This is a genomic window from Tenacibaculum sp. L6 (assembly GCF_028823685.1).
Classification (GTDB): domain Bacteria; phylum Bacteroidota; class Bacteroidia; order Flavobacteriales; family Flavobacteriaceae; genus Polaribacter.
Window position 1 is genome coordinate 1 of record NZ_JAPEHZ010000032.1, and the last position, 25,924, is coordinate 25,924.

Sequence of the window (25,924 nt, forward strand, 5' to 3'; positions counted from 1 at the left end):
GTTAGTTTAGTCGAACTTAAAAAAGCATTACTAATTGAAGAAATAAAACTCAAAAAAATTGAAGGTTATGTAGGTGATATTCCTGTTAAAATTAGCGACAATATTACACAAGGAAAGTTTTATCTTCAAGCCTCTTGTTCTAATGAAAATGCAATTAAAATGGTAAATAACGTAATTGAAGAAATAGAAAAGGAAAAAGCTAATTATGTTAAAGACAAAATCAATGAAGATTATAAAAAAATTATTGGTTATTTCATTTTTATAATAATTATCTCTTTTGTATGGCTAGCTATTAAACTACTAAAAACATTACCTAATACTATTTTTTTAACTGTAAATTTTTTCTTCTTTTTTATTTCATTTGTAGTCATGCGTTTAATTAACCATAATTTTTTTGACGCTATACTTCTTCGACAAAAAACTAAAAAAAAATACGAAAAAGAGTTTTTTGACCAAGAAGTCTAACCTCTTAGATCTTCTAAAACAAAAACCATCACAAATTCATTTATAATTTTACCAACAAGAATTCGTTATTTTATACAATGAAAACATTGAAAGAAATACAACGTAAACTTAAAGAGAAAAGGTCTTTACGTCTTTTATTGAAATCCATAACAGGACTCATTCTTTTTGGTATTATTTCTGTTGTGGTGTTATTCTCCTTAGTGTATTTTGAGGTCTTTGGTAAACTCCCTAACAAAGAAGAATTAACGTCTATTATCAACGAAGAAGCTTCATTAATCTATTCATCAGACGAGGTAATTATAGGTAAAGTATTTGCTGAGAATAGAACTAATGTTCAATTAGAACAAATTCCAAATCATTTAAAAGAAGCTTTAATAGCTACAGAGGATAAACGATTTTACTCACATAACGGATACGACGGTCAAAGCTATGTACGTGTTTTCTTTAGAAGTATTTTACTACAAGATGCCTCTGGAGGTGGTGGAAGTACCATTACGCAACAGTTAATTAAAAACCTCTACGGAAGGCAATATCATGGTTTTTTGAGCATGCCTATCAACAAAATAAAAGAGCTCATTATTGCTAGTCGTATGGAGAAACTGTACAGCAAAGATGAGATCTTGTTATTGTATTTAAACTCAGTTCCTTTTGGAGAAAACAATTTTGGGATAGAATCGGCTGCTAATCGATTTTTTAATAAATCAGTCAACAAATTAAACATCGAAGAATCAGCTGTACTTGTAGGCATGTTAAAAGCCAACACCTACTACAATCCAAGATTGAATCCAGAAAATGCTAAAAAACGTCGTAACACGGTACTACAATTAATGAATAGCGAAGCCTATTTAAGCAATAAAGTTTCCGACAGTTTACAAAAACTACCTATTACGCTCAACTATCATAATCTCGACATAAACACAACAGCGGGTTATTTTACGTATCAGGTAAAGAAAAAAGTTCGGAGAAAAAAGCTTCGGAGCTTATAAAAACTATTAATGAGACTTCTAACAGCGACTATGATTTAGAAACAGACGGATTAAAAATTCATACAACACTGAATTATGAGATTCAAAAAATTGCGGAGAAATCTGCGAAGGAACAACTCATCATTAAGCAACAACAGTTAGACAAAGAATTAGCTTCAAACAGACTAAAAAATAGATGGCTAAAGAAGCAACAATTCACAGAAAACGATAAACAAAAGAGAACTATTCAACTATTTGATTGGGATAGCACAAAAACCATCACAGGAAACAAAATTGATAGCCTTTGGTATTATGATAAAATGCTGAATGCATCTGTTTTGGTTACGAATCCGAAAAACGGAGCAGTAATTAGTTGGGTAGGCGGAAATAATTTTAATACGCTTCCTTTTGATATGGTGTTATCACACCGTCAAATAGCCTCAGCTTTTAAACCGTTTTTGTATACTACAGCGCTGGAAAATGGAATTTCTCCGTGTGATTATTTTGAAAACGAAGAAAAAACCTATCCTGAATACGATAACTGGAAGCCACAAAATGCCGACCATAGCGCTACTCCTGATAAAAAAGTTGCCATGTGGTATGCGTTGGTGAAGTCTATGAACATTCCTAGTGTAAATCTATATTTTAAACTAGAAAAAGAATGGTTGATTGACACTTGTAAAAAGTTACTATTCCCTGAAATTACTAACGACGCTCCTTCTGTTGCTTTAGGAACTTTAGATTTATCACTTTTTGAAACCACAAGAGCTTACGGTGCTTTTGCCAATAATGGTGAGATGAATGATTTGTACATGATTCATAAAATTACCGATAAAGAAGGAAATATCATTTATGAAAGCGAAGTGCAAAAACCCGAAAGAGTATTTACAGAAGAAAGCTCACAAACCCTAACCACCATTTTACAGCAAGCTGTAGAACAAGGAACAGGAGCCAGCATAAGAAACAGGTATAAAATTAAAAGCCCATTAGCCAGTAAAACAGGTACCGCTCAAAACTATACCAACGCTTGGTTTATGGCGTATACACCGAATATTGTTCTCGGAACTTGGGTTGGGACTTCTAAAAACGACATACATTTTAACAGTGGAAATGGTTCGGGATCTTCTTTAGCCCTACCAATTGTTGCGAACATTTTAAAAGAAATTGAAAACAATCCTGAACTAAAGGAAAAATACTTAACCTCTTTTGATATACCAGAAGAAATATCTTCCTCAATCGATTGTCCTCCATACAGAGAAAAAGGAATTAAAGGATTTTTCAATAGAATTTTTGGAAAGAAAAAAGAAGATTAATTTCATGTAAAAACGCTGTCAGTTCGAGTATCGACCGAAGGAAGATGTATCGAGAACCAACTAATGACGTCTCGATACAATTCCGATACAATATCGGAATCACTCGACGTGACATTTTAACAAGCTAACTCACATTTACATTAATTTAAGCAAACAAGGTAGCAAACAAAAGCCTCTTCAATCTTACTAACTAAAATCAGTTTTATCGAATGGTTTTTACTCGTAATCTTGTTGTATTTTGAAGTTACAAAGGTTTTATAGCCTAATTTTTCAGCTTCTGTAATTCGTTGATCTATTTTAGAAACTGGACGAATCTCCCCTGCTAAACCAACCTCTGCAGCAAAACACACATCGGGATTGATGGCCAAATCTTGATTTGATGATAAAATTGCCGCCACCACCGCTAAATCTATCGCGGGATCATCTACATGAATTCCTCCCGTAACATTTAAAAACACATCTTTCGCTCCTAATTTGAATCCCGCACGTTTTTCTAACACAGCTAAAATCATGTGCAAGCGTTTTAGGTTATACCCCGTGGTAGTTCTTTGTGGCGTTCCGTAAACTGCTGTAGAAACCAAGGCTTGAATTTCTATCATTAACGGACGAATTCCTTCTAAGGTGGAAGCAATCGCAGTTCCGCTTAAGTCTGCATCTTTTTTCGAGATTAAAATTTCTGAAGGATTCGATACTTCTCTCAATCCATCTGATAACATTTCGTAGATTCCTAATTCTGCCGTAGAACCAAAACGGTTTTTTTGCGAGCGTAAAATTCGATAAGTATGATTTCGGTCTCCTTCAAATTGTAACACCACATCTACCATATGCTCTAAAATCTTTGGTCCTGCAATATGCCCTTCTTTATTAATATGACCTATTAACAATACCGGAGTAGCAGTTTCCTTAGCAAACTTGATGAGTTCTGCGGAAGTTTCTCGTATTTGCGAAATACTTCCTGGTGAAGCTTCAATAGAATTTGTATGCAAGGTTTGGATGGAATCGATTACCAACACATCGGGCTGAACTTCTTCTATATTTTTAAAAATCTGCTGGGTATTAGTTTCGGTAAGAATTAAACAGTTAGGATTTTTTCCTTCGATACGTTCAGCACGCATTTTTATCTGCGACTGACTTTCTTCTCCAGACACATACAATACTTTTTGCGGAATTTGTAAAGCAATTTGTAACAACAACGTAGATTTTCCAATTCCTGGTTCTCCGCCTAATAATACTACTGCTCCTTTTACCAATCCACCACCTAAAACCGTATCTAATTCTTGGTTTTTAGTTCCAAAACGTTCTTCTGGATTCAGTTGAATATCTTCAACACGTAAAGGTTTTGCAACTCTTTTTTGGGAGTTTGATGGCGATTTCCAACTTCTTTTTTCTTCTTTTTGAATTACTTCTTCAACAATGGTGTTCCATTCTTTACATGAGCCACATTGCCCTACCCATTGCGCATGTTGCGCTCCACAGTTTTGACAGAAAAAAGTTGTTTTGGTTTTTGCCATTGGTTTAGTTTAACACATTTTAAATATTGAAAAATGCTAAAGTTACAAGTTTCAAATATAAAATACTTTGCTTTTTTATTGAACAAATGTTTGCGTTAAGGCGAGTGCGGAAAGCGCGACCTGAAAGGGAACGCCCTATATTTTTTTATTTCTATTATAAATAGGTAAGAACAAAAACGCCAACCCTCCAAAGACAATAATCATAGCGGTTTGGGCAGTCCACATAATCCATCCAAAAGCGGTTGCAGGCTCTTCTGCAATTCCGAATAACGCTAAGGCTCCAGCTACAGCAACAGGATACAAACCGATACCTCCGTTAGTAGCTGCAATTGCAAATCCACCAGCGATAAACCCGATTAAAACACCTCCTAATGGAACTTGTAACCCTTCAATTGCGGGAATTGTTGCCCAAAACATTAGCACATACATCACCCAAATGAATACCGTATGGAATATAAACGCCCATTTGTGTTTCATTTTGAAGATACTCATTAGCCCTTCAACCAAACCGACTACAAAGTTTTTAATTTTTAATCCGATACCTGATTGCGCTTTTTTTACAAAACGTGTAAAAACCACAAAAAACAACACTAAACCTGCTAAAAGTATACCACTTTTAATAGGATTGAAGTTTTCGGTAAGCAGTTGATAGATAAAATCGAATTGTACAAAAAGAGTAATAGCAACGATACTTAGCATCATTAACAAATCTGCCATTCTTTCGGCAACAATGGTTCCGAAACCTTTTTCGAACGGAATCTTTTCGTAATTTGTCATTACTGCTGCACGCGATACTTCCCCGGCTCTTGGTACTGCATAATTTACCAAGTAGGCTACTAAAACTGCCATGGTACTATTACCAAAGTTTGGTTTATACCCCATTGGTTCTAATAAAAACTTCCAACGATAAGCACGAGATAAGTGACTTAATATTCCGAAGAAAAGCCCTAAAGCTATCCACGAATATTTAGCATTTTTAAAATATTGAACTAAGGTTTCTATTGAAATTTTTGACAATGAATACCAAACTAAAAAACCTCCCAAAATGAGAGGTAATAGTATTTTTGTGATTTTTTTGACTGATAAACTCAAACTATTCTAGCAAGTTATTTTCTTCGTTAGGAAATACCAATTGTGGTTTAAATTTCTTCGCTTCTTCTAGTTCCATAAAGGCATACACAATTAAAATAAGTATGTCTCCTTTTTGAACTCTACGAGCAGCGGCACCATTCAATGTAATTTCACCACTTCTTCTTGGTCCAGGAATCGCATAAGTTTCTAAACGCTCACCATTATTGTTGTTTACAATTTGAACACGTTCACCTTCAATAATACCTGCTGCATCCATTAAATCCTCGTCAATGGTAATGCTTCCTATATAGTTTAAATCCGCGTTAGTTACTTTAACACGGTGTATTTTAGATTTTACTACTTGTACTAACATGCTGCAAAAATAGTTGTTTTTTAATGAATACTAAGTTGTTTTTTAATGATTTTAACATTATTGTAAAACCTGATTCCTCACCTAGTTTTCAACCGTTTAATCCTTTAAACGAATATTATCAATCAAACGAATATCTCCTGCAAAAACAGCTATAAAAGCGCGATACTTGGTGTTTGCTTCCTTTTTTGTTGCTGTTTGCAAGGTTTTTTCATCTGCAATAGTAAAATACTCCAGCTCTAGCAACGGATGTTTTTTGAACTGTTTTTCTACCCATTTGGTTAACTCTTCTGGACTTTTGGAACCAAATTTCTTTTTTGCCTTTTTTAAGGTTTTATAAATAAAAGGTGCGGCTTCTCTATACTCTTTAGTCAATCGTGTATTTCGAGAGCTCATAGCCAACCCATCTTCTTCTCTAAAAATTGGTCTTCCTTTTACTATTACTGGTAGCTCATATTTTTCAACTAATTTTTTGATGATTTGTAATTGTTGAAAGTCTTTCTTCCCAAAATAAGCTGTATTTGGCTCAACGATTTCAAACAAGGTTTTTACAATAGTACCTACTCCATCAAAATGACCATCTCTAAACTTTCCTTCCATTTGATGTTCTAAACCATCAAAATCAAATTTTTCTGAAACTACATTTTCAGCATAAATTTCCTCTACCGAAGGGAAAAATAACACATCACAATTAACCGACTCTAGTAAAGCTACATCGTTATCGTATGTTTTAGGATATTTAGCTAAATCCTCCTTATTATCAAACTGAGTTGGATTTACAAAAACACTTACAACAGCTAGGTCGTGCTTCTTTTTTGCTCTTTTTATAAGTGACAAATGCCCTTGGTGAAGAGCTCCCATCGTTGGGACAAATCCGATAGACTTTTCATCTTTTTTTTGAGTTGATAAAAACTCTTTTAATTCGGATTTTCTTGTGAAAATTTTCATTGTTATTTTATTGAAATGCATGCAAAATTAGCAATTTAACACGATTTTTGCATTAATTTTCGTATTTTTGCACCTTCAATAAAAGAGACCGATTTAATGAAGGATAAGAGAATTTTATATGTTTCGTCTGAGGTTACCCCTTATTTACCAGAAACAGAATTATCGTCTACCGCATTTAACGTTGCTAAAAATGCACATTCTAAAGGAATTCAAACCCGTATTTTCATGCCTCGATTTGGGGTAATTAACGAGCGCAGGCATCAATTGCACGAAGTTATTCGCCTTTCGGGTATGAACCTGATTATTAACGACATGGACATGCCTTTAATAATTAAAGTTGCCTCTATTCCTAAAGAAAGAATGCAAGTATACTTTATTGACAATGATGAATACTTTAAGCGTAAAGCCGTTTATTCTGACGAAGATGATAAGCTTTTTGAAGATAACGATGAGCGCATGATTTTCTTCGCTAAAGGTGTTGTTGAAACCGTTAAAAAACTAAACTGGGCTCCAGATATTATTCATGTTCACGGATGGATGGCCTCTTTATTACCTCTATATTTAAGAGAATATTATAAAGAAGAACCTTTGTTTGCAGAAAGTAAGATTGTAACTTCGCTGTATAATAGTGACATTGAAGATTTAAATAAAGAAATGGCTAACAAGGTTCGTTTTGACAAGATTGAAGAATCTAAAGTAGTAACCATCGAAACACCAAGTCATTTAAATATTTTAAAAAGCGCTATTGAAAACTCAGATGCTGTTATAAAAGGTAGTGAAGTTTTACCAGACGAAATTGAAGCTTTTATTGAAGAAACAAATGCAAAAGTGTTAGATTTTCAGTCTGAAGAGACTTTAACCGAAGCATATTTAGAATTTTACAAAGAAAACGTTTTAGAATTAAGCGAATAATGATTAGAAAAATTGGTGCATTAGGTATTAGCCTGTTATGTTTAGCAGCTTTTACATCTTGTGAAAAAGACTTTAGTGATGTAGGAACAAATGTTGTTACAAACGATAAATTTGAAACAGGAGAAATTTTATTAGATGTTGAAATCACTCCTATAGATATTCAAAAAGTTCAAGCAGACAATATCAATGCTAATATTAGTGAGTATTGGTTGGGTGTGTACAACAACCCTAACGGAAAAAAGATTGAAGCCTCTATCGTTTCTCAACTAGGTTTTATTGAAAACCCAAACAATAAGAATACAGACACAACTGTTTTTAACCTTGAGAAGGTTATCTTAAAAATTCCTTATCAAGCAACTTCTACAGGTACTACTGATAATGTAACAACTTTTAGGCTAGACTCTATTTTAGGAGACCCTACAATTGCTACTTCTATTCAAGTACTACAAAACGAAACATACCTAAACTCATTAAACCCTAACGACCCATCTAAAAAGAATACATTCTTTTCTGATGATGAATACGCAGGAAACGTAGTGTTAAACGAAGATGGTGGCATATATGAGTTAAGACCTAAAGCTACTGATACTGAGTTTATTTTTGATAGAATTGACAGATCTATTTCGTTAACAAATACAACAACATATAAAGATACTATCAGAGCTACAAACTCACAGGATTTGAATGTTCCCTTTTTAGCAATTCCTTTAGATCTAACTACAATGAAGACCTTATTTTGGGATGAATTTCAAAGTGGAAAGTTCGCTTCTAAAGAGGCTTTTGATAATTACTTTAGAGGGATTAAAATAATTGCTACAGGAAATGACGGATCTATGGTTCCGCTTAATTTAACCTCTGCAAATCCAGTACCATCTATAGATTTCTTATACACTAGGTCTGACGTTGATGGCACAACAATAAAAAATACTGCTAAAGAAGTATTTAGTTTCCCTCTTTCAGGAGTAAGAAACAGTGTTTATAAAATGACAGATGCTACTTCAGCTGCTCCTGCAAACAATTTTGTAATTCAAGGAACAGCAGGTAGTATGGCAGAAGTTAAAATTTTAGATGACACCATACTTCAAGAATTAAAAAGCCAAAACCTTTTAATTAATGATGCCTCACTAACATTTTATGTTAACCAAAGCATTAACAACAATAAAAGTACTACACCTCAGCAATTATTCTTGTATCAGAATAAAGACAACGGTGCAGGAGAAATTTCTCCTACCCATATTTCAGATGTTTATACTGAAACAGGTACTTTTGGAGGAAGTCTTAGTTTGGCAGAAGATAACAAAACTCCTGAAAAATATACTTTTAGAATCACTAACTATATTACTAATTTATTAGCTGGCGAAGATAATTTCACAGCCGAACCATTAGTATTAAAAGTGTACAACCCTACGGATTTCCCTACTACAAGTAGTACTGGAGGAGTTAACACAAACGTAAAAACATACAATTGGAATCCTAGAGCAGTAACTTTATTAAATGGAAATGAAGCTGCTAACGGAACAAAAAAAGCTATTTTTAAAATATCATATTCAAAAGAAAAATAAGAAATTGTTATGTGTGGAATCACAGGTTATATAGGACACAGAGATGCTTACCCTATTGTAATTAACGGGTTAAAGCGTTTAGAATATAGAGGTTACGATAGTGCTGGTATCATGATGTACGATGGGGAAGCGATGCATTTATCTAAAACCAAAGGAAAAGTTTCAGACTTAGAAGTAATTACCAATAAAGAAGAAGAACGAAAAGTTGGAAAAATAGGAATAGGACACACGCGTTGGGCAACTCACGGTGTACCTAATGATGTAAATTCACATCCACATTTTTCTCAATCTGGAGATTTAGTGATTGTACATAATGGTATTATTGAGAATTACGATACTATTAAAAAAGAGTTAATCTCTAGAGGTTACGAATTTAAAAGTGATACTGATACTGAAGTTTTAGTAAACCTTATTGAAGAAGTTAAGAAAAGTGAAAGTTGTAAACTAGGTAAAGCTGTTCAAATTGCACTTACCAACGTGATTGGAGCTTATGCAATTGCTGTTTTTGATAAAACGAAACCAAATGAGTTAGTAGTAGCTCGTTTAGGTAGTCCGATTGCTATTGGTGTTGGAAAAAACAATGAAGAGTTTTTTGTAGCTTCTGATGCTTCTCCTTTTATTGAATATACCAAAGATGCGATTTATCTTGAAGATGGTGAGTTAGCCATCATAAAAAAAGATAAAGGAATTAAAGTTCGTAAGATTGAAAACGATAAAGAAATCGATGCGAATATTCAAAAATTACAATTAAGCTTAGAGCAAATAGAAAAAGGTGGATACGACCACTTTATGTTGAAAGAAATTTACGAACAACCTAAAGCGATTATCGATACCTATAGAGGTAGAATGTTAGCCAATGAGGGAATCATCCGAATGGCTGGTGTTGATGATAACATGTCTAAGTTTTTAAATGCAGACAGAATTATCATTGTAGCATGTGGTACTTCTTGGCATGCAGGTTTAGTTGGAGAATATCTTTTTGAAGATATGGCTCGTATTCCTGTTGAAGTAGAATATGCTTCTGAATTTAGATATCGTAACCCAATTATCACTCCAAACGATGTAGTAATTGCTATTTCGCAATCTGGAGAAACTGCTGACACATTAGCTGCTATTAAATTAGCAAAATCTAAAGGAGCTTTTGTATTTGGAGTATGTAACGTAGTAGGTTCGTCTATTGCTAGAGAAACGCATGCTGGGGCTTATACTCATGCTGGACCAGAAATTGGAGTAGCTTCTACAAAAGCATTTACAACACAAATAACAGTGCTTTCTTTAATAGCTTTAAAGTTAGCGCAAGCTAAAGGAACTTTATCTACATCGGCTGTAAACAACTACTTGCAAACGATGCAACAAATTCCTACACAAGTAGAAGATTTATTAAAAATTGATGCTCAAGTTAAAGAAATAGCAGCTGTTTATAAAGACGCAAAGAACTGCTTATATTTAGGCAGAGGATTTAACTTCCCTGTTGCTTTAGAAGGAGCTTTAAAACTAAAAGAGATTTCTTATATCCATGCTGAGGGATATCCTGCTGCAGAAATGAAACACGGACCTATCGCTTTAATTGATGAAAACATGCCTGTTTTTGTAATCGCTACTAGTAGAGGTCATTATGAAAAGGTAGTAAGTAACATTCAAGAAATTAAATCGAGAAGTGGTAAAATTGTAGCGATTGTTACTGAAGGTGATGAAACGGTTAAAGAAATTGCAGATCACGTGATTGAAATTCCTGATACTGAAGAAGCTTTTACTCCTTTATTAACTACGATTCCGTTACAGTTATTATCATATCATATAGCCGTAATGTTAGGTAAAAACGTAGATCAACCTAGAAATTTAGCAAAATCGGTTACTGTAGAATAATAAATCGATTTTTATTTAAAATATAAATCCTGAGAGTTTTCTCAGGATTTTTTTATGTCTTTTCCTTAAGAATTATCATAAAAAACATCGAGTAAAAAGGAATTTTCAAGAGAGTTATAACCTAAAACTAACTCTTAGAAATATTAATTTTTCTTAATTTTTCTAAATAAAATTAGCATCTTAAATAAAAAACAAATTATTGATTGAAAAACAAGAAATGAAATCAACAAAAAAGATAAATATTATCAATATTAACTCTATGTAAACTAACCAATCGTTACTCATTCTTTTACCTTAAAACAATCTTTTATTAATCAACAACACAACACTCAAACAACTCATTAACAGTACTTTTACAGCAACAAATTTTAACAAACTCTAAATCTCTAAAAAATGAAAAAGTTATTTGTATTCGTATTCGTTACGTTAATGAACACATCAGTGTTTTCAGTAAATGAAAATCCTTCAAAAAAAGAAGAAATCAGAACTAAAATTGTTGAGTTACTAGGTAACCCAAACTTTATCCTTGATGAGGAAGTAAAGACTACCGTTGAGTTTTTAATTAATAAAAACGGTGAGATTGTTATTTTGAACGTTAACTGCAACACTGAACAAATTTGTCAGTATGTAAAAAGCAGGTTGAACTATAAATTGATTAGTAAAAAATCAACATTAAAAAACAGCTTTTATAAGATGCCTTTAACGATAAAGAGCCCTTTAAAATAGCCCATTTTCATTCCTCTACTAAAAAACAAAACCTCATAGATATCTATGAGGTTTTTACTTATATATGTGCTATTTATTACACAGCTCCTTGATCTAACATTGCATCAGCAACCTTAACGAAACCTGCAACATTTGCTCCTTTAACATAATCTACATATCCACCTTCTTGCGTACCGTACTTAACACAAGCTTCGTGAATATTGTTCATAATTGAATGTAATTTAGCATCAACCTCTTCACGAGTCCAAGACAAACGTAAAGAGTTTTGAGACATTTCTAACCCTGAAGTAGCAACTCCACCTGCATTAGATGCTTTTCCTGGTGCAAATAATATTTTTGCATTTTGGAATACTTCAATAGCTTCTGGAGTAGAAGGCATATTTGCTCCTTCAGCTACACACATACATCCGTTAGTAACTAAAGTTGTAGCCTCTTCACCGTTTAACTCATTTTGAGTTGCACAAGGTAACGCTACATCACATTTAGTTCCCCATGGTCTTTCTCCTGCAAAAAACTTAGCTGATGGATATTGATCTACATATTCACTAATACGTCCACGCTTTACATTCTTTAACTCCATTACAAAAGCTAATTTTTCAGCGTCAATACCAGCTTCATCATAGATATATCCAGAAGAATCAGACATTGTAACCACTTTTGCACCTAATTCAGTTGCTTTTTCAGTTGCATATTGTGCTACGTTACCAGAACCAGAAACAACTACCGTTTTTCCTTCAAAAGAATCTCCTTTTGTTTTTAACATGTTTTCTGCAAAGTAAACATCACCATAACCTGTAGCTTCAGGACGGATTAATGAACCTCCCCAAGAAGCTCCTTTACCAGTTAAAACACCTGTAAATTCGTTACGTAAACGTTTGTACTGACCAAACATGTATCCAATTTCACGGCCACCTACACCAATATCTCCCGCAGGAACATCAGTATCAGGACCAATATGACGCGCTAACTCTGTCATAAAAGATTGACAAAACGCCATAACTTCACGATCAGATTTTCCTTTAGGGTTAAAGTCAGATCCTCCTTTACCTCCACCCATTGGTAAGGTAGTTAATGAGTTTTTGAAAACTTGTTCAAATCCTAAAAATTTTAAAATTGATAAGTTTACTGATGGATGAAAACGTAAACCTCCTTTGTAAGGACCAATAGCTGAGTTAAACTCTACTCTATATCCTCTGTTTACTTGAGTTTCTCCGTTATCATCAACCCAAGGTACTCTAAACATAATCGTACGCTCAGGTTCAACCATGCGTTCTAGTAACTTTTTACCTTGATACTTTGGATTGTTTTCTATAAACGGAATTACAGTTTCTGCTACTTCATGTACAGCTTGCAAAAACTCTGGTTCGTATGCATTACGCTCTTTAACGTAATCCATAAATGCATTTATTTTAGACTCCATAAATTTAGTTGTTCTGTATTTTTACTATACAAATATACTTAATTTACTATTTTTTAATTTCCATTTTACTGGTTAATTTCCTTGTTTCGCTAGTATTATAAGCAAAGACTCTTAAAACCCCTTTTTTTTTCACAAAAAAACGTAAATTTGCCACTTAACTTTTGGACAGATTATGTTAGACAAGGTAAAAGAATTGATTGGAGAGGTAAATGCTTTTAATACTACTTCAAAAGAAGAAATTGAAGCGTTTAGAATTAAATATTTAGGAAGTAAAGGAATTTTAAAAGATTTATTTGCTGAATTTAAAAATGTACCTAACGACCAAAAGAAAGAATTTGGTCAAACCATCAATTTACTTAAAACTTCTGCTGAAGAAAAAGTAAACACGTTAAAGGAAGCTATTGAGAATGCTATTGAAGACAAAGGTGTTTATGGTGACTTAACACGTCCGTCTGAACCAATTAATTTAGGTTCTCGCCATCCTATTTCATTAGTAAAAAATCAAATCATTGAGGTGTTTAACCGAATTGGTTTTACCGTTTCTGAAGGTCCAGAAATTGAAGATGATTGGCACAACTTTACAGCTTTAAACTTACCAGAGTATCATCCAGCACGCGATATGCAGGATACTTTCTTTATTGAAAAGAATCCTGATACCTTATTAAGAACACATACCTCATCGGTACAAGTACGTTACATGGAAAACAACGAACCTCCAATTCGTACAATTTCTCCAGGACGTGTATTTAGAAACGAAGATATTTCTGCACGTGCACACTGTATTTTTCACCAAGTAGAAGGTTTATACATTGACACAGATGTTTCTTTTGCCGATTTAAAACAAACTTTATTATACTTTACCAAAGAAATGTTTGGTAAATCTAAAATACGTTTACGCCCATCATATTTCCCATTTACTGAGCCAAGTGCCGAAGTAGACATTTACTGGGGACTAGAGACTGAAACTGATTACAGAATAACTAAAGGTACCGGTTGGTTAGAAATTATGGGATGTGGTATGGTAGATCCTAATGTTTTAAAGAACTGTAATATCGATCCAACAAAATATAGCGGTTACGCTTTCGGAATGGGTATTGAGCGTATTGCAATGTTATTATATCAAATTCCAGATATCCGTATGTTCTACGAAAATGACAAACGTTTCTTAGAACAATTTAAATCGGTAATTTAATTTTAAGATAAATTCAAACAACATAAAAGACGAAAGCACTCAACTTTCGTCTTTCCTTTTAAAGAAATATTCAATGAAAAAAGATATTGAAATTCCTAAAGTAACAGGTGTAGAAATCGCTGTAGTTTTAGAAACCAATGAAGTTGACGGTAAAGAGGATTGGAATGTATACATTCTAAACAGAAAGGATGTTGACCTAGAAATGGTAGTCATTGTTTCTCAAGGATTCTCAGATACTAAAACCACTTCTGTTTTCCGTAGAAAAATAGACAAACTTCCTGCTAACAGCTATCAAAAGTTTGAATTAATGCAACCTGAATTGTTCGATTTAGACAACCGTTTTCAGGTAACATTTTTTGAAAATAATAGGCTCCATGATAAAACCTTTATTTTTCAAGCAGAAACTATTCAAGAAGGCTTTTTAAGAGATATTGAATTCTTAGGAAAAAGAGGAATTGTTTGTAAATAAAAACTCACAAAAGAACGATAGTTGTTAATTCACAACTATCGTTCTTTTTTTACTATCTCTTTTTAGTACTTTCGTAAAAATCCTATTTCATGTTTTTAAACATTCAAGACTTAGTTGCACAATTTTCTTCTTGGGTATGGGGAATTCCCTTATTAATTTTATTAATCGGTGGTGGTTTATACCTATTTATTTATTCAGGGTTAGTTCCATTCAGATATATGGGGCATGCCATTGCTATTTTAAGAGGGAAATACGACAAAGCAGACTCTCCTGGAGATTTATCGCACTACGAAGCTTTGTCTTCCGCTATTGCTGCTACTGTTGGAATGGGAAATATTAGTGGTGTTGCCATTGCTATTGCAACTGGTGGTCCTGGTGCTATTTTTTGGATGTGGGTAAGTGCTTTTGTAGGAATGGCAACCAAATTTTTCACTTGTAGTTTATCCGTTATGTATCGTGGAAAAGATGAAAACGGAAATGTAAAAGGCGGTCCGATGTATGTTATTACTGAGGGATTAGGAAAAAAATGGAAACCTTTAGCTATATTTTTCTCTGCCGCTGGATTGATAGGAACGCTCCCTGCTTTTCAAGCAAACCAATTAACACAAACATTAATTGATGTTTTTCAAGTACATGAAACCAATCATTTTACCGCTAAATTATTATTAGGTATTTCTATTGCCATTGTTGTTGCCATGGTAATTTTTGGGGGAATTAAACGAATTGGTAGTGTTGCAGGGAAATTAGTTCCTGTAATGGTAGTAGTATACCTTATTACAGTGTTAACTATCCTATTTTTAAGAATGGAACAAGTTCCTGCAATTTTTTCTTTAATTTTTGAAGATGCTTTTTCAGGAAAATCTGTTTTAGGTGGCGCCTTAGGTGTCTTGATAATTACAGGAGTAAAACGAGCTGCCTTTTCTAACGAGGCTGGTTTAGGTACTGCACCTATGATGCACGGAACGGCAAAAACCAAAGAACCTATCCGTGAAGGATTAGTTGCTATGTTAGGCCCTGCTATTGATACATTATTAGTTTGTTCTTTAACCGCCTTAGCTATTTTAGCTTCAGGAGTTTGGAAAGGTTTTGAAGGTAACGGAATTTCTATGACCTTAGCTGCATTTGATGCGGTACTTCCTCACAACATAGGAAGTGTTATTTTAACCATTTGTGTATTGATTTTTGCTTTTTCAACACTCTTCACCTACTCTTTTTACGGATTTAGTTGTTTAAGCTTTTTAACCAATACCAAAATTGGAAAATCATATAATTACATTTACATCATTACTATTGTAATTGCTTCTATTATAAAATTAGATTTTGTTATCAACCTAATTGATAGTGCTTATGCTTTAATGGCAATTCCTACTGTGCTTTCAACGCTAATTTTAGCGCCAAAAGTAAAAAGAGAAGCTGCAAAGTATTTTCAGAAGTTAAAAACAAATTCTTTTTAGTGTCATTTCTGTAAAACAAAAATGACATGTAATTATTTATTAACCTGTGGCGTTAGTTTTACTCTCTGCCTATAGGAAAATCTTCATAAAAATCTTCAAAAGTTTTGTTGGTCGTATAATGGTCTCGTAGTACTTTATACACCATTAAAACTACTAATAATTGACCTATCACGGTAAGTATAAACACCCAACTAAAACCTATTTTAGCAAAAACCAAACCTGTTAGTATAAATAAGAAAACAGTAGTAAACAACACCAAAAACATAGCTGAATTCTTCATAATCAAACATCATTTATTATAAATATAACTATAATAAACCGATTATCACCACAATAAACCAAAATGTTTAGATTTTTAAATTAACTCAATAAATAATTCATTATGTTAGTCCTATGAAAAGAACATTATTTATCTTATTATTCTTTTTTATACAAGTATCTATTGCTCAAGAAGGAGTGTGGATATATAAGAAATATGAAATCATTAATAAAACAAAATCTAGTCATCATCATGTTCTAGGATTAACGATTAATTTTGAAAAGCAAAATATTAGACCAGTCTACACTGATACAATTATTAATTTTACAATCGATAAAACCAATAAAAAAATTTCAACTCATAATAGTGATAGTTGGGTAAAATATGAGGTTTATAATAACGATTCGATAATCGTTAATGATGTTGAATCTAATGTGTTAAGATATTTTTATCCTTTGAAGTTAGATAAGAAAATAAAAAAGTCGAGAAGAGAAATTATTGATTTATTGAGTAAGAATAAATTCAATAATGTTAAAGACACTATAAATCTAAAATTCTTAAATCAATTATCTCACAATACAATTGGCAAATTCGGATTTGAAACTAATTATTTTAATGATAGTGATTTAGGTGGATGGTTTCTCAGAGAATTTAAAGGAAACTTTTTTTTAGGATTAAGTTTTGCTCCATACGTTTCAGATTATAATATTTATCAAATTATAAAAATTAACTCTAAAAAGATTTTTTTAAACAAATTATTAAAAGTGAATTTGATTTAGAGATAAAAGAATTAATTTTTAATCAATAAATAATAAAGTTCTAATTACTTTATAAAGACTTAATCTTTAAGGTGGTTTTGGAGTACTTATTTGAGATAGAAGAAACAGACTAACTTTCTAACAATACTTAACGTTTTGTTAGCGCTTCTCCTTCAAAAAGCAATCCTTCAAAACCAGTTTTTATAAAATTTCTAATGTTTTGATGATCTGTTCCTTCAGTATTTTTTAAAACATCTTCAAAATAATACTGTCCAAAACAAGCCAAGGTTTCTTCTTTACTTAATCCCAGTTGTATAGCAAACGAAAACACTTTACATGAACCTTGATTTTTTTCAGCTTCATTATATAAATCGCCATTTTTAAAAGCAGTTGGCGTAAAGTTATATACGTTTTCAATCACTGAAATAGTATCAGAAAACTCAACTTTTTCCGGTGTATTTTGTATCGTTTGTTTAAATGTATCTAGTGTCATTTTAAAAAGGTTTTACACTACAAAACAAAAGATTTAAACTCATAAAAACTAACTCGTAGTAATTTTTTACAAACTAACATTTATAGTTAAATTTGCACAGCAAAAATTTCTAGATTCCGAAACAAGTTCGGAATGACAATTTGTAGAAAATCTCGCTATGCGAGAATAAAATTTTTAAAAATGTACAGAACGCATACTTGTGGTGAGTTAAGAGCATCGCACATTAATACTGAAGTTACCCTTGCTGGATGGGTACAAAAATCACGTGATAAAGGTTTTATGATTTGGGTAGATTTACGTGATCGTTACGGAATTACACAGTTAATTTTCGACGAAGAACGTACTTCTAAAGATTTAATGGAGAAGGCTAAAACTTTAGGGCGTGAGTTTGTTGTGCAAGTAACTGGTACCGTAATTGAGCGTCAATCTAAAAATGCGAATATCCCAACAGGTGATGTAGAAGTTTTAGTATCAAACTTAGAAATTTTAAACGAGGCTAAATTACCACCTTTTACTATTGAAGATGAAACTGACGGTGGTGAAGATATTCGAATGAAATATCGTTATTTAGATATTCGTCGTAATCCGGTAAAAAACAGCTTGGTTTTCCGTCATAAAGTATCGATGGAAGTTCGCAAATATTTATCTGACAAAGGATTTATTGATGTTGAAACTCCATATTTAATCAAATCTACTCCAGAAGGAGCGCGTGATTTCTTAGTGCCTTCACGTATGAATGCTGGTCAGTTTTATGCCTTACCACAATCGCCACAAACCTTTAAACAGTTGTTAATGGTAGGTGGTATGGATAAATACTTCCAGATTGTTAAGTGTTTTAGAGATGAAGATTTACGTGCCGACCGTCAACCAGAGTTTACACAAATAGATTGTGAAATGGCGTTTGTTGAGCAAGAAGATATTTTAGAGATTTTTGAAGGAATGACACGTCATTTATTAAAAGAAATCAACGGAGTTGAAGTAGACAAATTCCCTAGAATTACTTTTGATGAAGCGATGCGTAAATATGGTAATGATAAACCAGATATTCGCTTCGGAATGGAGTTTGGCGAGTTAAACGAAGTAGCTCAACACAAAGACTTCAAAGTTTTTAACGATGCTGAGTTAGTAGTGGGAATTGCTGTACCAGGTGGAAATTCATACACTCGTAAAGAAATTGATAAATTAATCGATTGGGTTAAGCGTCCACAAGTAGGAGCTTTAGGAATGGTGTATGTAAAATGTAACGAGGATGGAAGCTTTAAATCATCAGTAGACAAGTTCTACGATCAAGACGATTTAGCAAAATGGGCAGAAGCTACAGGTGCTAAAGCAGGAGATTTAATCTGTATTCTTTCAGGAAACACCAACAAAGTTCGTGCACAATTAAGTGCTTTACGTATGGAAATGGCAGAACGTTTAGGTTTACGTAAACCTGATGAATTTGCTCCTTTATGGGTAATCGATTTCCCGTTATTAGAGTTAGATGAAGAAACTGGTCACTACCACGCAATGCACCACCCATTTACCTCTCCTAAACCAGGTCAGTTAGCATTATTAGACACAGATCCAGGAGCAGTAAAAGCAAATGCTTACGATTTAGTGTTAAACGGAAATGAAATTGGTGGAGGTTCAATCAGAATTCACGATAAAGAAACTCAGGCAATCATGTTTAAACACTTAGGATTTACTGAAGAAGAAGCAAAAGCACAGTTCGGATTCTTAATGGATGCTTTCGAATACGGAGCACCACCTCACGGAGGGTTAGCTTTCGGATTAGATCGTTTGGTAGCTATTTTAGGAGGACAAGAAACTATTCGTGATTTTATTGCCTTCCCTAAAAACAATTCAGGTCGCGATGTAATGATAGACGCACCTGCAACTATAGACGATGAACAATTACAAGAACTAAGCATCAAACTAGATGTAAAAGCTTAAAAATAAGAACCCTGCAAATTATGCAGGGTTTTTTATTACCTTTAATGTACAAATCGTTACACTTCTTGAAAAAGACTAAATCTCAAAAAAACTAATCAATAATATTATGAAACACAACGTTTCTAAAAAGCTAAATGAATTAGAATCAACTGCCATTTGTGGTAATGACATCAGCTCTTCTGTTTTGTATGTATCTGCCTTAGCAATAGCCTTTGCCGGTCAATATGCATGGATAACACTTTTAATAGTATCATTAGTACTATTTTTATTCAGAAAAATTTATGGTGAAGTTGTTGGTGCAATGCCACTGAACGGAGGTGCTTACAATGCTTTATTGAATACGACAAGTAAAATGATGGCTTCTTTTGCTGCAACCTTAACCATACTTTCGTATATGGCTACCGCTGTAATTTCTGCCAATGAAGCTATTCATTACTTACATCACCTAATTCCTTCTATGCCAATTATTATAGCAACTGTTGGACTTTTATTATTTTTCGCATTATTAACCATAGGCGGTATTACCGAATCGGCTAAAGTAGCGGTTGGTATTTTTTTGTTTCATTTAGTATCGTTAGTTGTACTAACCTTTTTTATCATCTTTTATTTATCTCAAAACGGTATCGATATTCTTTTTAAAAACTGGGGATATCAATCGGAAAATAGTATTTGGTATGCCATCTTTTTTGGTTTTGCAGCTTCAATGTTAGGGGTTTCTGGTTTTGAAAGTTCTGCCAATTTTGTTGAAGAACAGCAAAAAGGTGTGTTTCCAAAAACATTAAAAAATATGTGGATAATCGTGAGTATTATCAACCCTTTAATGGCTATTTTTGCTTTATCATTATTTGCTATTCCCGTATTACAAAGTGCAGATTACCAAAACACTTTATTAGTTCAAATGGGAGAATTTGTTGGAGGAGAATGGGTAGCTGCTATTATTGCTGTTGATGCTTTCTTGGTGTTGAGTGGTGCTGTTTTAACTAGTTTTGTGGGGGTAACAGGACTCTTAGAGCGTATGACCTTAGATCGCATCATGCCTCAATTCTTTTTAAAGAAAAATAAAAGAGGAAGCTCTTACCGAATCATTATTTTATTCTTTATTCTGGCAGTTTCTGTATTACTCATAACCAATGGAAATGTTGCTTTATTAGCTGGCGTGTATACAATTTCATTCTTATCGGTAATGGCTTTGTTTGCTATAGGAAACATTCTTTTAAAAATAAGAAGGAACCAATTACCTAGACCAGAAAAAGCTCCTTGGGCTTCTGTTATATTAGCAATCATAGCCGTGTCTTCTGCTCTAGCTGGTAATATTTTAATGGATCCTAAAGACGATTTACCTAGTAATACTATAGTCTTCTTAGACTATTTTGTTCCTACAATTATTTTTGTCATCATCATGTTAAACCGTACGGTTTTGTTAAAGCTAGTACTACAAATAATCTATGCTATCTTTAATCCGCTAAGAAGGTTAGTTTTTAACGTAGATAAAAAAATTACCCAAACCGTAGACAAAATAAACTCTCAAGAATTTGTGTTTTTTACCAAGGGAGACAACATTGCTACTCTTAATAAAGTAATGTTATACATTATTAGAAACGAACATACTAAGAAAATAAAAATTGTGTTAGCGTTGGAAAAAGGGCAAACTATTCCTGAAAATTTACCAAGTGAAATTACATTTTTAGACAAAGAGTACCCTGAAATTAAAGTCGATTTCCAAGTAGTTGAAGGAAAATTCACTCCAGAATTAATCAAAGAATTATCTGAAAAATGGAACATCCCAATTAATTTCATGTTTATAGGAGCACCAAGTAAAAAGTTTCCTTATAAAGTAGAAGAACTAGGTGGTGTTCGCTTAATTGTGTAATAAAATTATTCATAAATTAAAAAGATGGTAGTATCTTTAATTATTCATAACTAGGTTTTCATATATCAACTAAGGCTCTGAAGCACAATGCTATCATCAAAAGAAATTTACAAGAAAATACTTGTTTGGAGGTATAAACATATTTCTGAACGTCAATTTATCTATATATTGAGTGTTTTAGTAGGTTTTTTAGCGGGTTTAGGTACGTTAATCTTAAAAAACCTCACGTTCTTTTTTCATAATATTTTAGAAGATGGCCTTATTGAAGAATACCATCATTCACTATACTTTATCTTTCCTATCATCGGATTATTTTTAGTGTATTACATTAAAAAATATCTAATCAAAAAAGATATTGGTCATGGTATTTCTACCACGTTACAATCAATTTCCAAGAAAAACGGAATTATAGAGAGTTACAAAATGTATGCGTCACTTATTACCGCACCAATCACAGTTGGTTTTGGAGGGTCTGCAGGATTACAAGGACCTGCTGTAAGTACTGGAGCAGCGTTAGGTTCTGGAGTAGCACAGCTATTTCATATGAACATGAGAACCCGAATGTTATTAATTGGTTGTGCAACTGCTGGGGCAATGTCATCTATGTTTAAAGCTCCTATTGCAGCCATTATTTTTGCTGTAGAAATTTTTAGTTTAGATATCGCTTTTGCATCTTTAGTTCCGTTATTACTAGCATCGGTTTCTGCGGTGATAACTTCTTATTTCTTTTTAGGAAAAGACGTATTATTTAGCGTAAAACTACAACAAGCTTTTGAAATTAACGACTTGATTTTTTACTTAGTTCTAGCTATTTTCACAGGATTTTCATCTGTCTATTTTTCAAAAATATATTTCAGAATAACGAATTTTTTCAAACAGTACACACCTTTTAAACGGTTGGTTTTTGGTGGAATTGCTATCGGATTGGTGCTTTTTTTAATCCCTCCACTATATGGTGAAGGATACGGAATCATCAACAACTTACTCTCTGAAAATGCACCAGAAGCCTTAAAAAGTATTCATTACAATATCGATTTTGAAAATGTATGGATGGTCATTGTTTTTTTGTTACTTATTGGAATATTTAAAGCAATTGCTATGACCACCACCTTCGCTGCTGGTGGAGTTGGAGGAATCTTTATTCCTACATTGGTAATGGGAAGTACTTTAGGAAATGCTGTTGCTAAAGTCATCAATCAATTTGGATTTGATGTTTCTGAAACCAATTTTACCTTAATTGGTATGACAGGTTTAATGGCAGGTGTGCTACACGCACCCTTAACCGCAATTTTCTTAATTGCCGAAATCACAGGAGGTTATGACTTATTTGTTCCACTAATGTTGGTTGCTGCCGTTTCGTTTGCTATTACTAAATATTTTGTGTCAAACTCTATTTATACAATTGAATTGGCCGAACGTGGAGAGTTATTTACGCATAACAAAGACAAAAATGTGATGATGATGATGAGAATGAGTCAAGTTATTGAGAAAAACTTTGTGAAAATTCATCCAGAAATGAGTCTCGGTGATATGCTAAAACAAGCTGTAGCAAAATCCAAACGTAATATTTTCCCTGTGGTTGACGATGAAAACAAGTTTATAGGAATTGTTTTGTTAGATGATATTCGTCCTATGATGTTTAATCAAGAATTATACGAAGCCACCAAAGTGAGAGATATTATGAAAATTGCCCCAGCTATAATTTTCTACAACGATACTACTGAAAAAGTGATGGACAAATTTAAAGAAAGTGGCGCTTGGAATCTACCCGTAGTTAAAAATGGGGTATATATTGGTTTTATTTCTAAATCAAAACTACTTTCGGTTTACCGTAAAAAATTATTAGAAGTTACTGTTTAGCTAAAAATTGAACCATTTTATCAGGAAAATCGGTAAAAGCGCCATCAATTTTTGCTTCAAAAAAGAGTACTTGCATCATTTCTTCAAAAGAAGAAAACTCTTCTAGTTGATCAGCTCTAAATGTATACGGGTGTACTTGTAATCCCAATTTGTGAGCATCTTCAACAAGCGTTGTAAACTGCCACTTCTCTCCTACTTTTTTATCTAAAATTTGTTTATACCAAGGCCCTAATCCATCTGCATAGGTTGCGAAATATTGAAGTTGTTTGGTTTCTTCAGGAAACTCAATTAATTGCACTAAAAACAAGTCCGATTGTAATTCTTTTCGAACACGTTCTAGCTCCTTAGCATCAAAACATTGAAACATACATTTATCTTCCTTGGTTTTGTAACCGTACTCAGAAAGGATATCCAAGGTAATTTTAGCAATATCTTTTCCGTTTTGATGATGGAATTCTGGATTTTTAATTTCTGGATAAATTCCGATATTTTTTCCTGTGGAAGCATTCAATCCCTGAATCAATTCTATTTCTTGTTGTAAAGAATGTAATTTAAAACTCCCCTTTCCCTTCGGAAATCGATTCGGATACACTTGCTCTCCCGTCTTCGGATTGAAACGTTCTGTAACATGTAATTGCTGCAATTCATCAAAAGTAAAATCAATCACATAAAAACGTCCATCTTCTCGTTTTCTTTCAGGAAATTTTTGGGCAACGTCAGTAACATCATCCAATTCAATATCATGAATCACAATAGGAACATCATCTTTACTCAACACCAAATCTTGTTCAATATAATCAGGATTCATCGCATACGCCATCGCTTTAGCTTCCATAGTGTGTTCAGGTAAATATCCTGAGGCTCCTCGATGTGCTATGACAGTTTTTGTATTCATTTTTGTTGATTTTTTAACAGGTGTACATCCTAAGAAAACACTAAAAAAAAGAAAAGTACAAATTCGTTTCATCGGTTATAAATACACTTGAACAGTTAAGGCAATCATGGTGAAAACAGTTAAAATAACTACTAACGGAATTACAAATTTTAACCATTTATCGTATCCTACTTTTACTATTGCCAACGATGCTAAAATCAATCCTGTTGGGTTGATAAAAGCGAACAGCCCCATTCCATATTGATAAGCATTTACAATCACTTCTCTACCTACACCTACTGTATCTGCCAAAGGCGACATAATTGGCATCGTCAACACCGCCATTCCTGAAGAACTTGGAATAAAAAAAGACAATCCTGAATAAATAAACAGCATCACATTTGTAAAAATTCCTTTAGACATTCCTGTGGTAAACTCACTTGCATGTTGTAAGATAGTGTCGCTTATCAGCCCTTGTTCCATCAATACAGAAACACCACGAGCAATACCAATAATAAAAGCAACTCCTAATAAATCGTTTGCTCCTTTTATGAAAGTGGTCACAAAGTTTTCTTCCTTCATTTTAGCTAAGAAACCAATTAAAATTGCTCCTATTAAAAATACCACAGTCATTTCTTCAAACCACCACCCTAAACGAGAAACTCCGTAAATCATAATCACAAAACACATGGCAAAAACAGTTAATATGATACGTAATCTTCCTGTTAATGTATGTGTGTTTGATGTTGAGCTTCCAAAAAGACCTTCTATCATTTCTTTTTGATCGTATATAATCGATTTTGTCGGGTCTTTTTGAACTTTGTTAGCATATCGCAGAATATAAATCACACAGATGATTATTCCTCCAATCAGCATTAATAATCTTCCTGTAAAACCAGTCGTCCAGTTAATTCCAGCAGCATCTGAAGCGATAATTACACTAAACGGATTTACCGTTGAGCACATCGTACCAATAGATGATCCAATATACACGCAAGCTAAAGCCACAATAGCGTCGTATTTTGCTGCTAAAAAAATCGGAATTAGAATCGGATAGAAAGCAATGGTTTCTTCTGCTAATCCGAAGGTAGTTCCTCCAACAGCAATTAAAGTAGTTACCACAAAAATCAACCAATATTCTTTCCCTTTCAATGTTTTTGCTAACCATGCAATACCCGCATCAAAAGCTCCTGTAAAGTTCATAATACCAATGATTCCTCCTAAAATTAATACAAACAGGATAATATCCGAAGATTGAATAATTCCTTTTATAGGGGATTTAAAAAAGTCTAAAAACCCTTGAGGTTTTGGGTCTAGTTGGGTATAGGTTCCTGGTACACTAATCGGTTTTGCAATATCTCCACTCGTGAATTTTTCTAACGGAATTTTAATTCCTAAACTCTCCAAAGTTTCTTGATTCACAGGCATTGTTTTTTCTTCTTCTAAATGTTTATAAACAAAAGAATTATCAGCTTCTTGATACTGTAAAGTATCGAATTTACCTGCGGGTATAAACCACGTTAAAACAGCAACAAACCCTGCTATTAATAATAAAATGGTATGCGGTGTTGGGAATTTTATATTTTTCAATGTGCACGTTTTATTTGAGTTGTTAAAAATATAAAAAAAGC

23 protein-coding genes are annotated in these 25,924 nt (G+C 33.2%); 14 read left to right on the forward strand and 9 right to left on the reverse strand.

Annotated elements, in window-relative coordinates; all coding sequences use genetic code 11:
• From OU788_RS07580 to OU788_RS07590, 3 genes are all read left to right on the forward strand, one after another.
• Window positions 1–465: hypothetical protein (locus OU788_RS07580; RefSeq protein WP_274634608.1), on the forward strand; the 465-nt coding region annotated here is incomplete at its 5' end.
• Window positions 466–542: 77 nt separating this feature from the next.
• Window positions 543–1,451, forward strand: a complete 909-nt coding sequence (locus OU788_RS07585) for a transglycosylase domain-containing protein (protein ID WP_274634609.1) — start codon at window positions 543–545, stop codon at window positions 1,449–1,451.
• 299 nt (window positions 1,452–1,750) lie between these two features.
• Window positions 1,751–2,743 (forward strand): transglycosylase domain-containing protein, encoded by a 993-nt coding sequence (locus OU788_RS07590; RefSeq protein WP_274634610.1) that lies wholly within the window; start codon window positions 1,751–1,753, stop codon window positions 2,741–2,743.
• Between the two features lie 140 nt (window positions 2,744–2,883).
• Here the strand turns inward: OU788_RS07590 and radA are convergent, their stop codons facing one another.
• The 4 genes from radA to panC all read right to left on the reverse strand — a co-directional run bounded on the left by radA (window position 2,884) and on the right by panC (window position 6,643).
• A complete protein-coding gene (gene radA / locus OU788_RS07595; RefSeq protein WP_274634611.1) occupies window positions 2,884–4,254 on the reverse strand; it encodes a DNA repair protein RadA in 1,371 nt (456 codons plus the stop codon).
• Between the two features lie 135 nt (window positions 4,255–4,389).
• The gene (locus tag OU788_RS07600) at window positions 4,390–5,346 is read right to left on the reverse strand and encodes a lysylphosphatidylglycerol synthase transmembrane domain-containing protein (RefSeq protein ID WP_274634612.1); all 957 of its coding nucleotides are present in this window, start codon (window positions 5,344–5,346) and stop codon (window positions 4,390–4,392) included.
• Window position 5,347: 1 nt separating this feature from the next.
• Window positions 5,348–5,698 carry an aspartate 1-decarboxylase gene (gene panD, locus OU788_RS07605; RefSeq protein ID WP_274634613.1) on the reverse strand — a complete coding sequence of 117 codons (351 nt, stop codon included), beginning with the start codon at window positions 5,696–5,698 and terminating at the stop codon, window positions 5,348–5,350.
• 96 nt (window positions 5,699–5,794) lie between these two features.
• Entirely contained in the window at window positions 5,795–6,643 is an 849-nt protein-coding gene (gene panC, locus OU788_RS07610; RefSeq protein WP_274634614.1) for a pantoate--beta-alanine ligase, read from the reverse strand.
• A gap of 96 nt (window positions 6,644–6,739) precedes the next feature.
• Here panC and OU788_RS07615 point away from each other — a divergent pair, with 96 nt between their 5' ends.
• The 4 genes from OU788_RS07615 to OU788_RS07630 all read left to right on the forward strand — a co-directional run bounded on the left by OU788_RS07615 (window position 6,740) and on the right by OU788_RS07630 (window position 11,709).
• A complete protein-coding gene (locus OU788_RS07615) occupies window positions 6,740–7,555 on the forward strand; it encodes a glycogen/starch synthase (protein WP_274634615.1) in 816 nt (271 codons plus the stop codon).
• Entirely contained in the window at window positions 7,555–9,117 is a 1,563-nt protein-coding gene (locus OU788_RS07620) for a DUF4270 family protein (protein ID WP_274634616.1), read from the forward strand. Before OU788_RS07615 ends, OU788_RS07620 begins: the two co-directional genes overlap by 1 nt.
• A gap of 9 nt (window positions 9,118–9,126) precedes the next feature.
• Entirely contained in the window at window positions 9,127–10,983 is a 1,857-nt protein-coding gene (gene glmS, locus OU788_RS07625; protein ID WP_274634617.1) for a glutamine--fructose-6-phosphate transaminase (isomerizing), read from the forward strand.
• Between the two features lie 393 nt (window positions 10,984–11,376).
• On the forward strand, window positions 11,377–11,709 hold the full coding sequence (locus OU788_RS07630; RefSeq protein ID WP_274634618.1) for a hypothetical protein: 333 nt from the start codon (window positions 11,377–11,379) through the stop codon (window positions 11,707–11,709).
• A 76-nt stretch (window positions 11,710–11,785) separates the two neighbouring features.
• Here OU788_RS07630 and gdhA read toward each other — a convergent pair whose 3' ends face one another.
• A complete protein-coding gene (gene gdhA / locus OU788_RS07635) occupies window positions 11,786–13,129 on the reverse strand; it encodes an NADP-specific glutamate dehydrogenase (protein ID WP_274634619.1) in 1,344 nt (447 codons plus the stop codon).
• A gap of 172 nt (window positions 13,130–13,301) precedes the next feature.
• On the opposite strand from gdhA, the gene pheS reads away from it, so the two are divergent.
• From pheS to OU788_RS07650, 3 genes are all read left to right on the forward strand, one after another.
• Window positions 13,302–14,321: a phenylalanine--tRNA ligase subunit alpha gene (gene pheS, locus OU788_RS07640; RefSeq protein ID WP_274634620.1), complete on the forward strand. Its 1,020-nt coding sequence runs from the start codon at window positions 13,302–13,304 to the stop codon at window positions 14,319–14,321.
• Between the two features lie 73 nt (window positions 14,322–14,394).
• Window positions 14,395–14,790: a hypothetical protein gene (locus tag OU788_RS07645; protein ID WP_274634621.1), complete on the forward strand. Its 396-nt coding sequence runs from the start codon at window positions 14,395–14,397 to the stop codon at window positions 14,788–14,790.
• 89 nt (window positions 14,791–14,879) lie between these two features.
• The gene (locus OU788_RS07650) at window positions 14,880–16,244 is read left to right on the forward strand and encodes an alanine/glycine:cation symporter family protein (RefSeq protein ID WP_274634622.1); all 1,365 of its coding nucleotides are present in this window, start codon (window positions 14,880–14,882) and stop codon (window positions 16,242–16,244) included.
• A gap of 58 nt (window positions 16,245–16,302) precedes the next feature.
• Here the strand turns inward: OU788_RS07650 and OU788_RS07655 are convergent, their stop codons facing one another.
• Window positions 16,303–16,524, reverse strand: coding sequence for a hypothetical protein (locus tag OU788_RS07655; protein ID WP_274634623.1), 222 nt, complete (start codon window positions 16,522–16,524; stop codon window positions 16,303–16,305).
• A gap of 113 nt (window positions 16,525–16,637) precedes the next feature.
• On the opposite strand from OU788_RS07655, the gene OU788_RS07660 reads away from it, so the two are divergent.
• Complete coding sequence (locus OU788_RS07660) at window positions 16,638–17,282, forward strand: hypothetical protein (protein ID WP_274634624.1); 645 nt, start codon at window positions 16,638–16,640, stop codon at window positions 17,280–17,282.
• Between the two features lie 127 nt (window positions 17,283–17,409).
• Here OU788_RS07660 and OU788_RS07665 read toward each other — a convergent pair whose 3' ends face one another.
• Window positions 17,410–17,754, reverse strand: a complete 345-nt coding sequence (locus tag OU788_RS07665; protein ID WP_274634625.1) for a HopJ type III effector protein — start codon at window positions 17,752–17,754, stop codon at window positions 17,410–17,412.
• A gap of 180 nt (window positions 17,755–17,934) precedes the next feature.
• Here OU788_RS07665 and aspS point away from each other — a divergent pair, with 180 nt between their 5' ends.
• The 3 genes from aspS (at window position 17,935) to OU788_RS07680 (ending at window position 23,419) form a co-directional block, all read left to right on the forward strand.
• On the forward strand, window positions 17,935–19,689 hold the full coding sequence (aspS, locus tag OU788_RS07670; protein ID WP_274634626.1) for an aspartate--tRNA ligase: 1,755 nt from the start codon (window positions 17,935–17,937) through the stop codon (window positions 19,687–19,689).
• A 106-nt stretch (window positions 19,690–19,795) separates the two neighbouring features.
• Window positions 19,796–21,559, forward strand: a complete 1,764-nt coding sequence (locus OU788_RS07675) for an APC family permease (protein WP_274634627.1) — start codon at window positions 19,796–19,798, stop codon at window positions 21,557–21,559.
• A gap of 87 nt (window positions 21,560–21,646) precedes the next feature.
• Entirely contained in the window at window positions 21,647–23,419 is a 1,773-nt protein-coding gene (locus tag OU788_RS07680) for a chloride channel protein (RefSeq protein ID WP_274634628.1), read from the forward strand.
• Here OU788_RS07680 and glpQ read toward each other — a convergent pair.
• Both glpQ and OU788_RS07690 read right to left on the reverse strand, forming a co-directional pair.
• Entirely contained in the window at window positions 23,409–24,386 is a 978-nt protein-coding gene (gene glpQ, locus OU788_RS07685; RefSeq protein ID WP_274634629.1) for a glycerophosphodiester phosphodiesterase, read from the reverse strand. The two genes, OU788_RS07680 and glpQ, sit on opposite strands and share 11 nt — an antisense overlap.
• Window positions 24,387–24,389: 3 nt before the next feature.
• Window positions 24,390–25,883, reverse strand: coding sequence for a YfcC family protein (locus OU788_RS07690; RefSeq protein ID WP_274634630.1), 1,494 nt, complete (start codon window positions 25,881–25,883; stop codon window positions 24,390–24,392).
• Between the last annotated feature and the right edge of the window lie 41 nt (window positions 25,884–25,924).

Coding starts and splice junctions, on each gene's coding strand:
- OU788_RS07585 (WP_274634609.1), top strand. CDS start 543: ATGAAAACATTGAAAGAAATACAACGTAAACTTAAAGAGAAAAGGTCT.
- OU788_RS07590 (WP_274634610.1), top strand. CDS start 1,751: ATGCTGAATGCATCTGTTTTGGTTACGAATCCGAAAAACGGAGCAGTA.
- radA (WP_274634611.1), bottom strand. CDS start 4,254: ATGGCAAAAACCAAAACAACTTTTTTCTGTCAAAACTGTGGAGCGCAA.
- panD (WP_274634613.1), bottom strand. CDS start 5,698: ATGTTAGTACAAGTAGTAAAATCTAAAATACACCGTGTTAAAGTAACT.
- panC (WP_274634614.1), bottom strand. CDS start 6,643: ATGAAAATTTTCACAAGAAAATCCGAATTAAAAGAGTTTTTATCAACT.
- OU788_RS07615 (WP_274634615.1), top strand. CDS start 6,740: ATGAAGGATAAGAGAATTTTATATGTTTCGTCTGAGGTTACCCCTTAT.
- OU788_RS07620 (WP_274634616.1), top strand. CDS start 7,555: ATGATTAGAAAAATTGGTGCATTAGGTATTAGCCTGTTATGTTTAGCA.
- glmS (WP_274634617.1), top strand. CDS start 9,127: ATGTGTGGAATCACAGGTTATATAGGACACAGAGATGCTTACCCTATT.
- OU788_RS07630 (WP_274634618.1), top strand. CDS start 11,377: ATGAAAAAGTTATTTGTATTCGTATTCGTTACGTTAATGAACACATCA.
- gdhA (WP_274634619.1), bottom strand. CDS start 13,129: ATGGAGTCTAAAATAAATGCATTTATGGATTACGTTAAAGAGCGTAAT.
- pheS (WP_274634620.1), top strand. CDS start 13,302: ATGTTAGACAAGGTAAAAGAATTGATTGGAGAGGTAAATGCTTTTAAT.
- OU788_RS07645 (WP_274634621.1), top strand. CDS start 14,395: ATGAAAAAAGATATTGAAATTCCTAAAGTAACAGGTGTAGAAATCGCT.
- OU788_RS07650 (WP_274634622.1), top strand. CDS start 14,880: ATGTTTTTAAACATTCAAGACTTAGTTGCACAATTTTCTTCTTGGGTA.
- OU788_RS07655 (WP_274634623.1), bottom strand. CDS start 16,524: ATGAAGAATTCAGCTATGTTTTTGGTGTTGTTTACTACTGTTTTCTTA.
- OU788_RS07660 (WP_274634624.1), top strand. CDS start 16,638: ATGAAAAGAACATTATTTATCTTATTATTCTTTTTTATACAAGTATCT.
- OU788_RS07665 (WP_274634625.1), bottom strand. CDS start 17,754: ATGACACTAGATACATTTAAACAAACGATACAAAATACACCGGAAAAA.
- aspS (WP_274634626.1), top strand. CDS start 17,935: ATGTACAGAACGCATACTTGTGGTGAGTTAAGAGCATCGCACATTAAT.
- OU788_RS07675 (WP_274634627.1), top strand. CDS start 19,796: ATGAAACACAACGTTTCTAAAAAGCTAAATGAATTAGAATCAACTGCC.
- OU788_RS07680 (WP_274634628.1), top strand. CDS start 21,647: ATGCTATCATCAAAAGAAATTTACAAGAAAATACTTGTTTGGAGGTAT.
- glpQ (WP_274634629.1), bottom strand. CDS start 24,386: ATGAAACGAATTTGTACTTTTCTTTTTTTTAGTGTTTTCTTAGGATGT.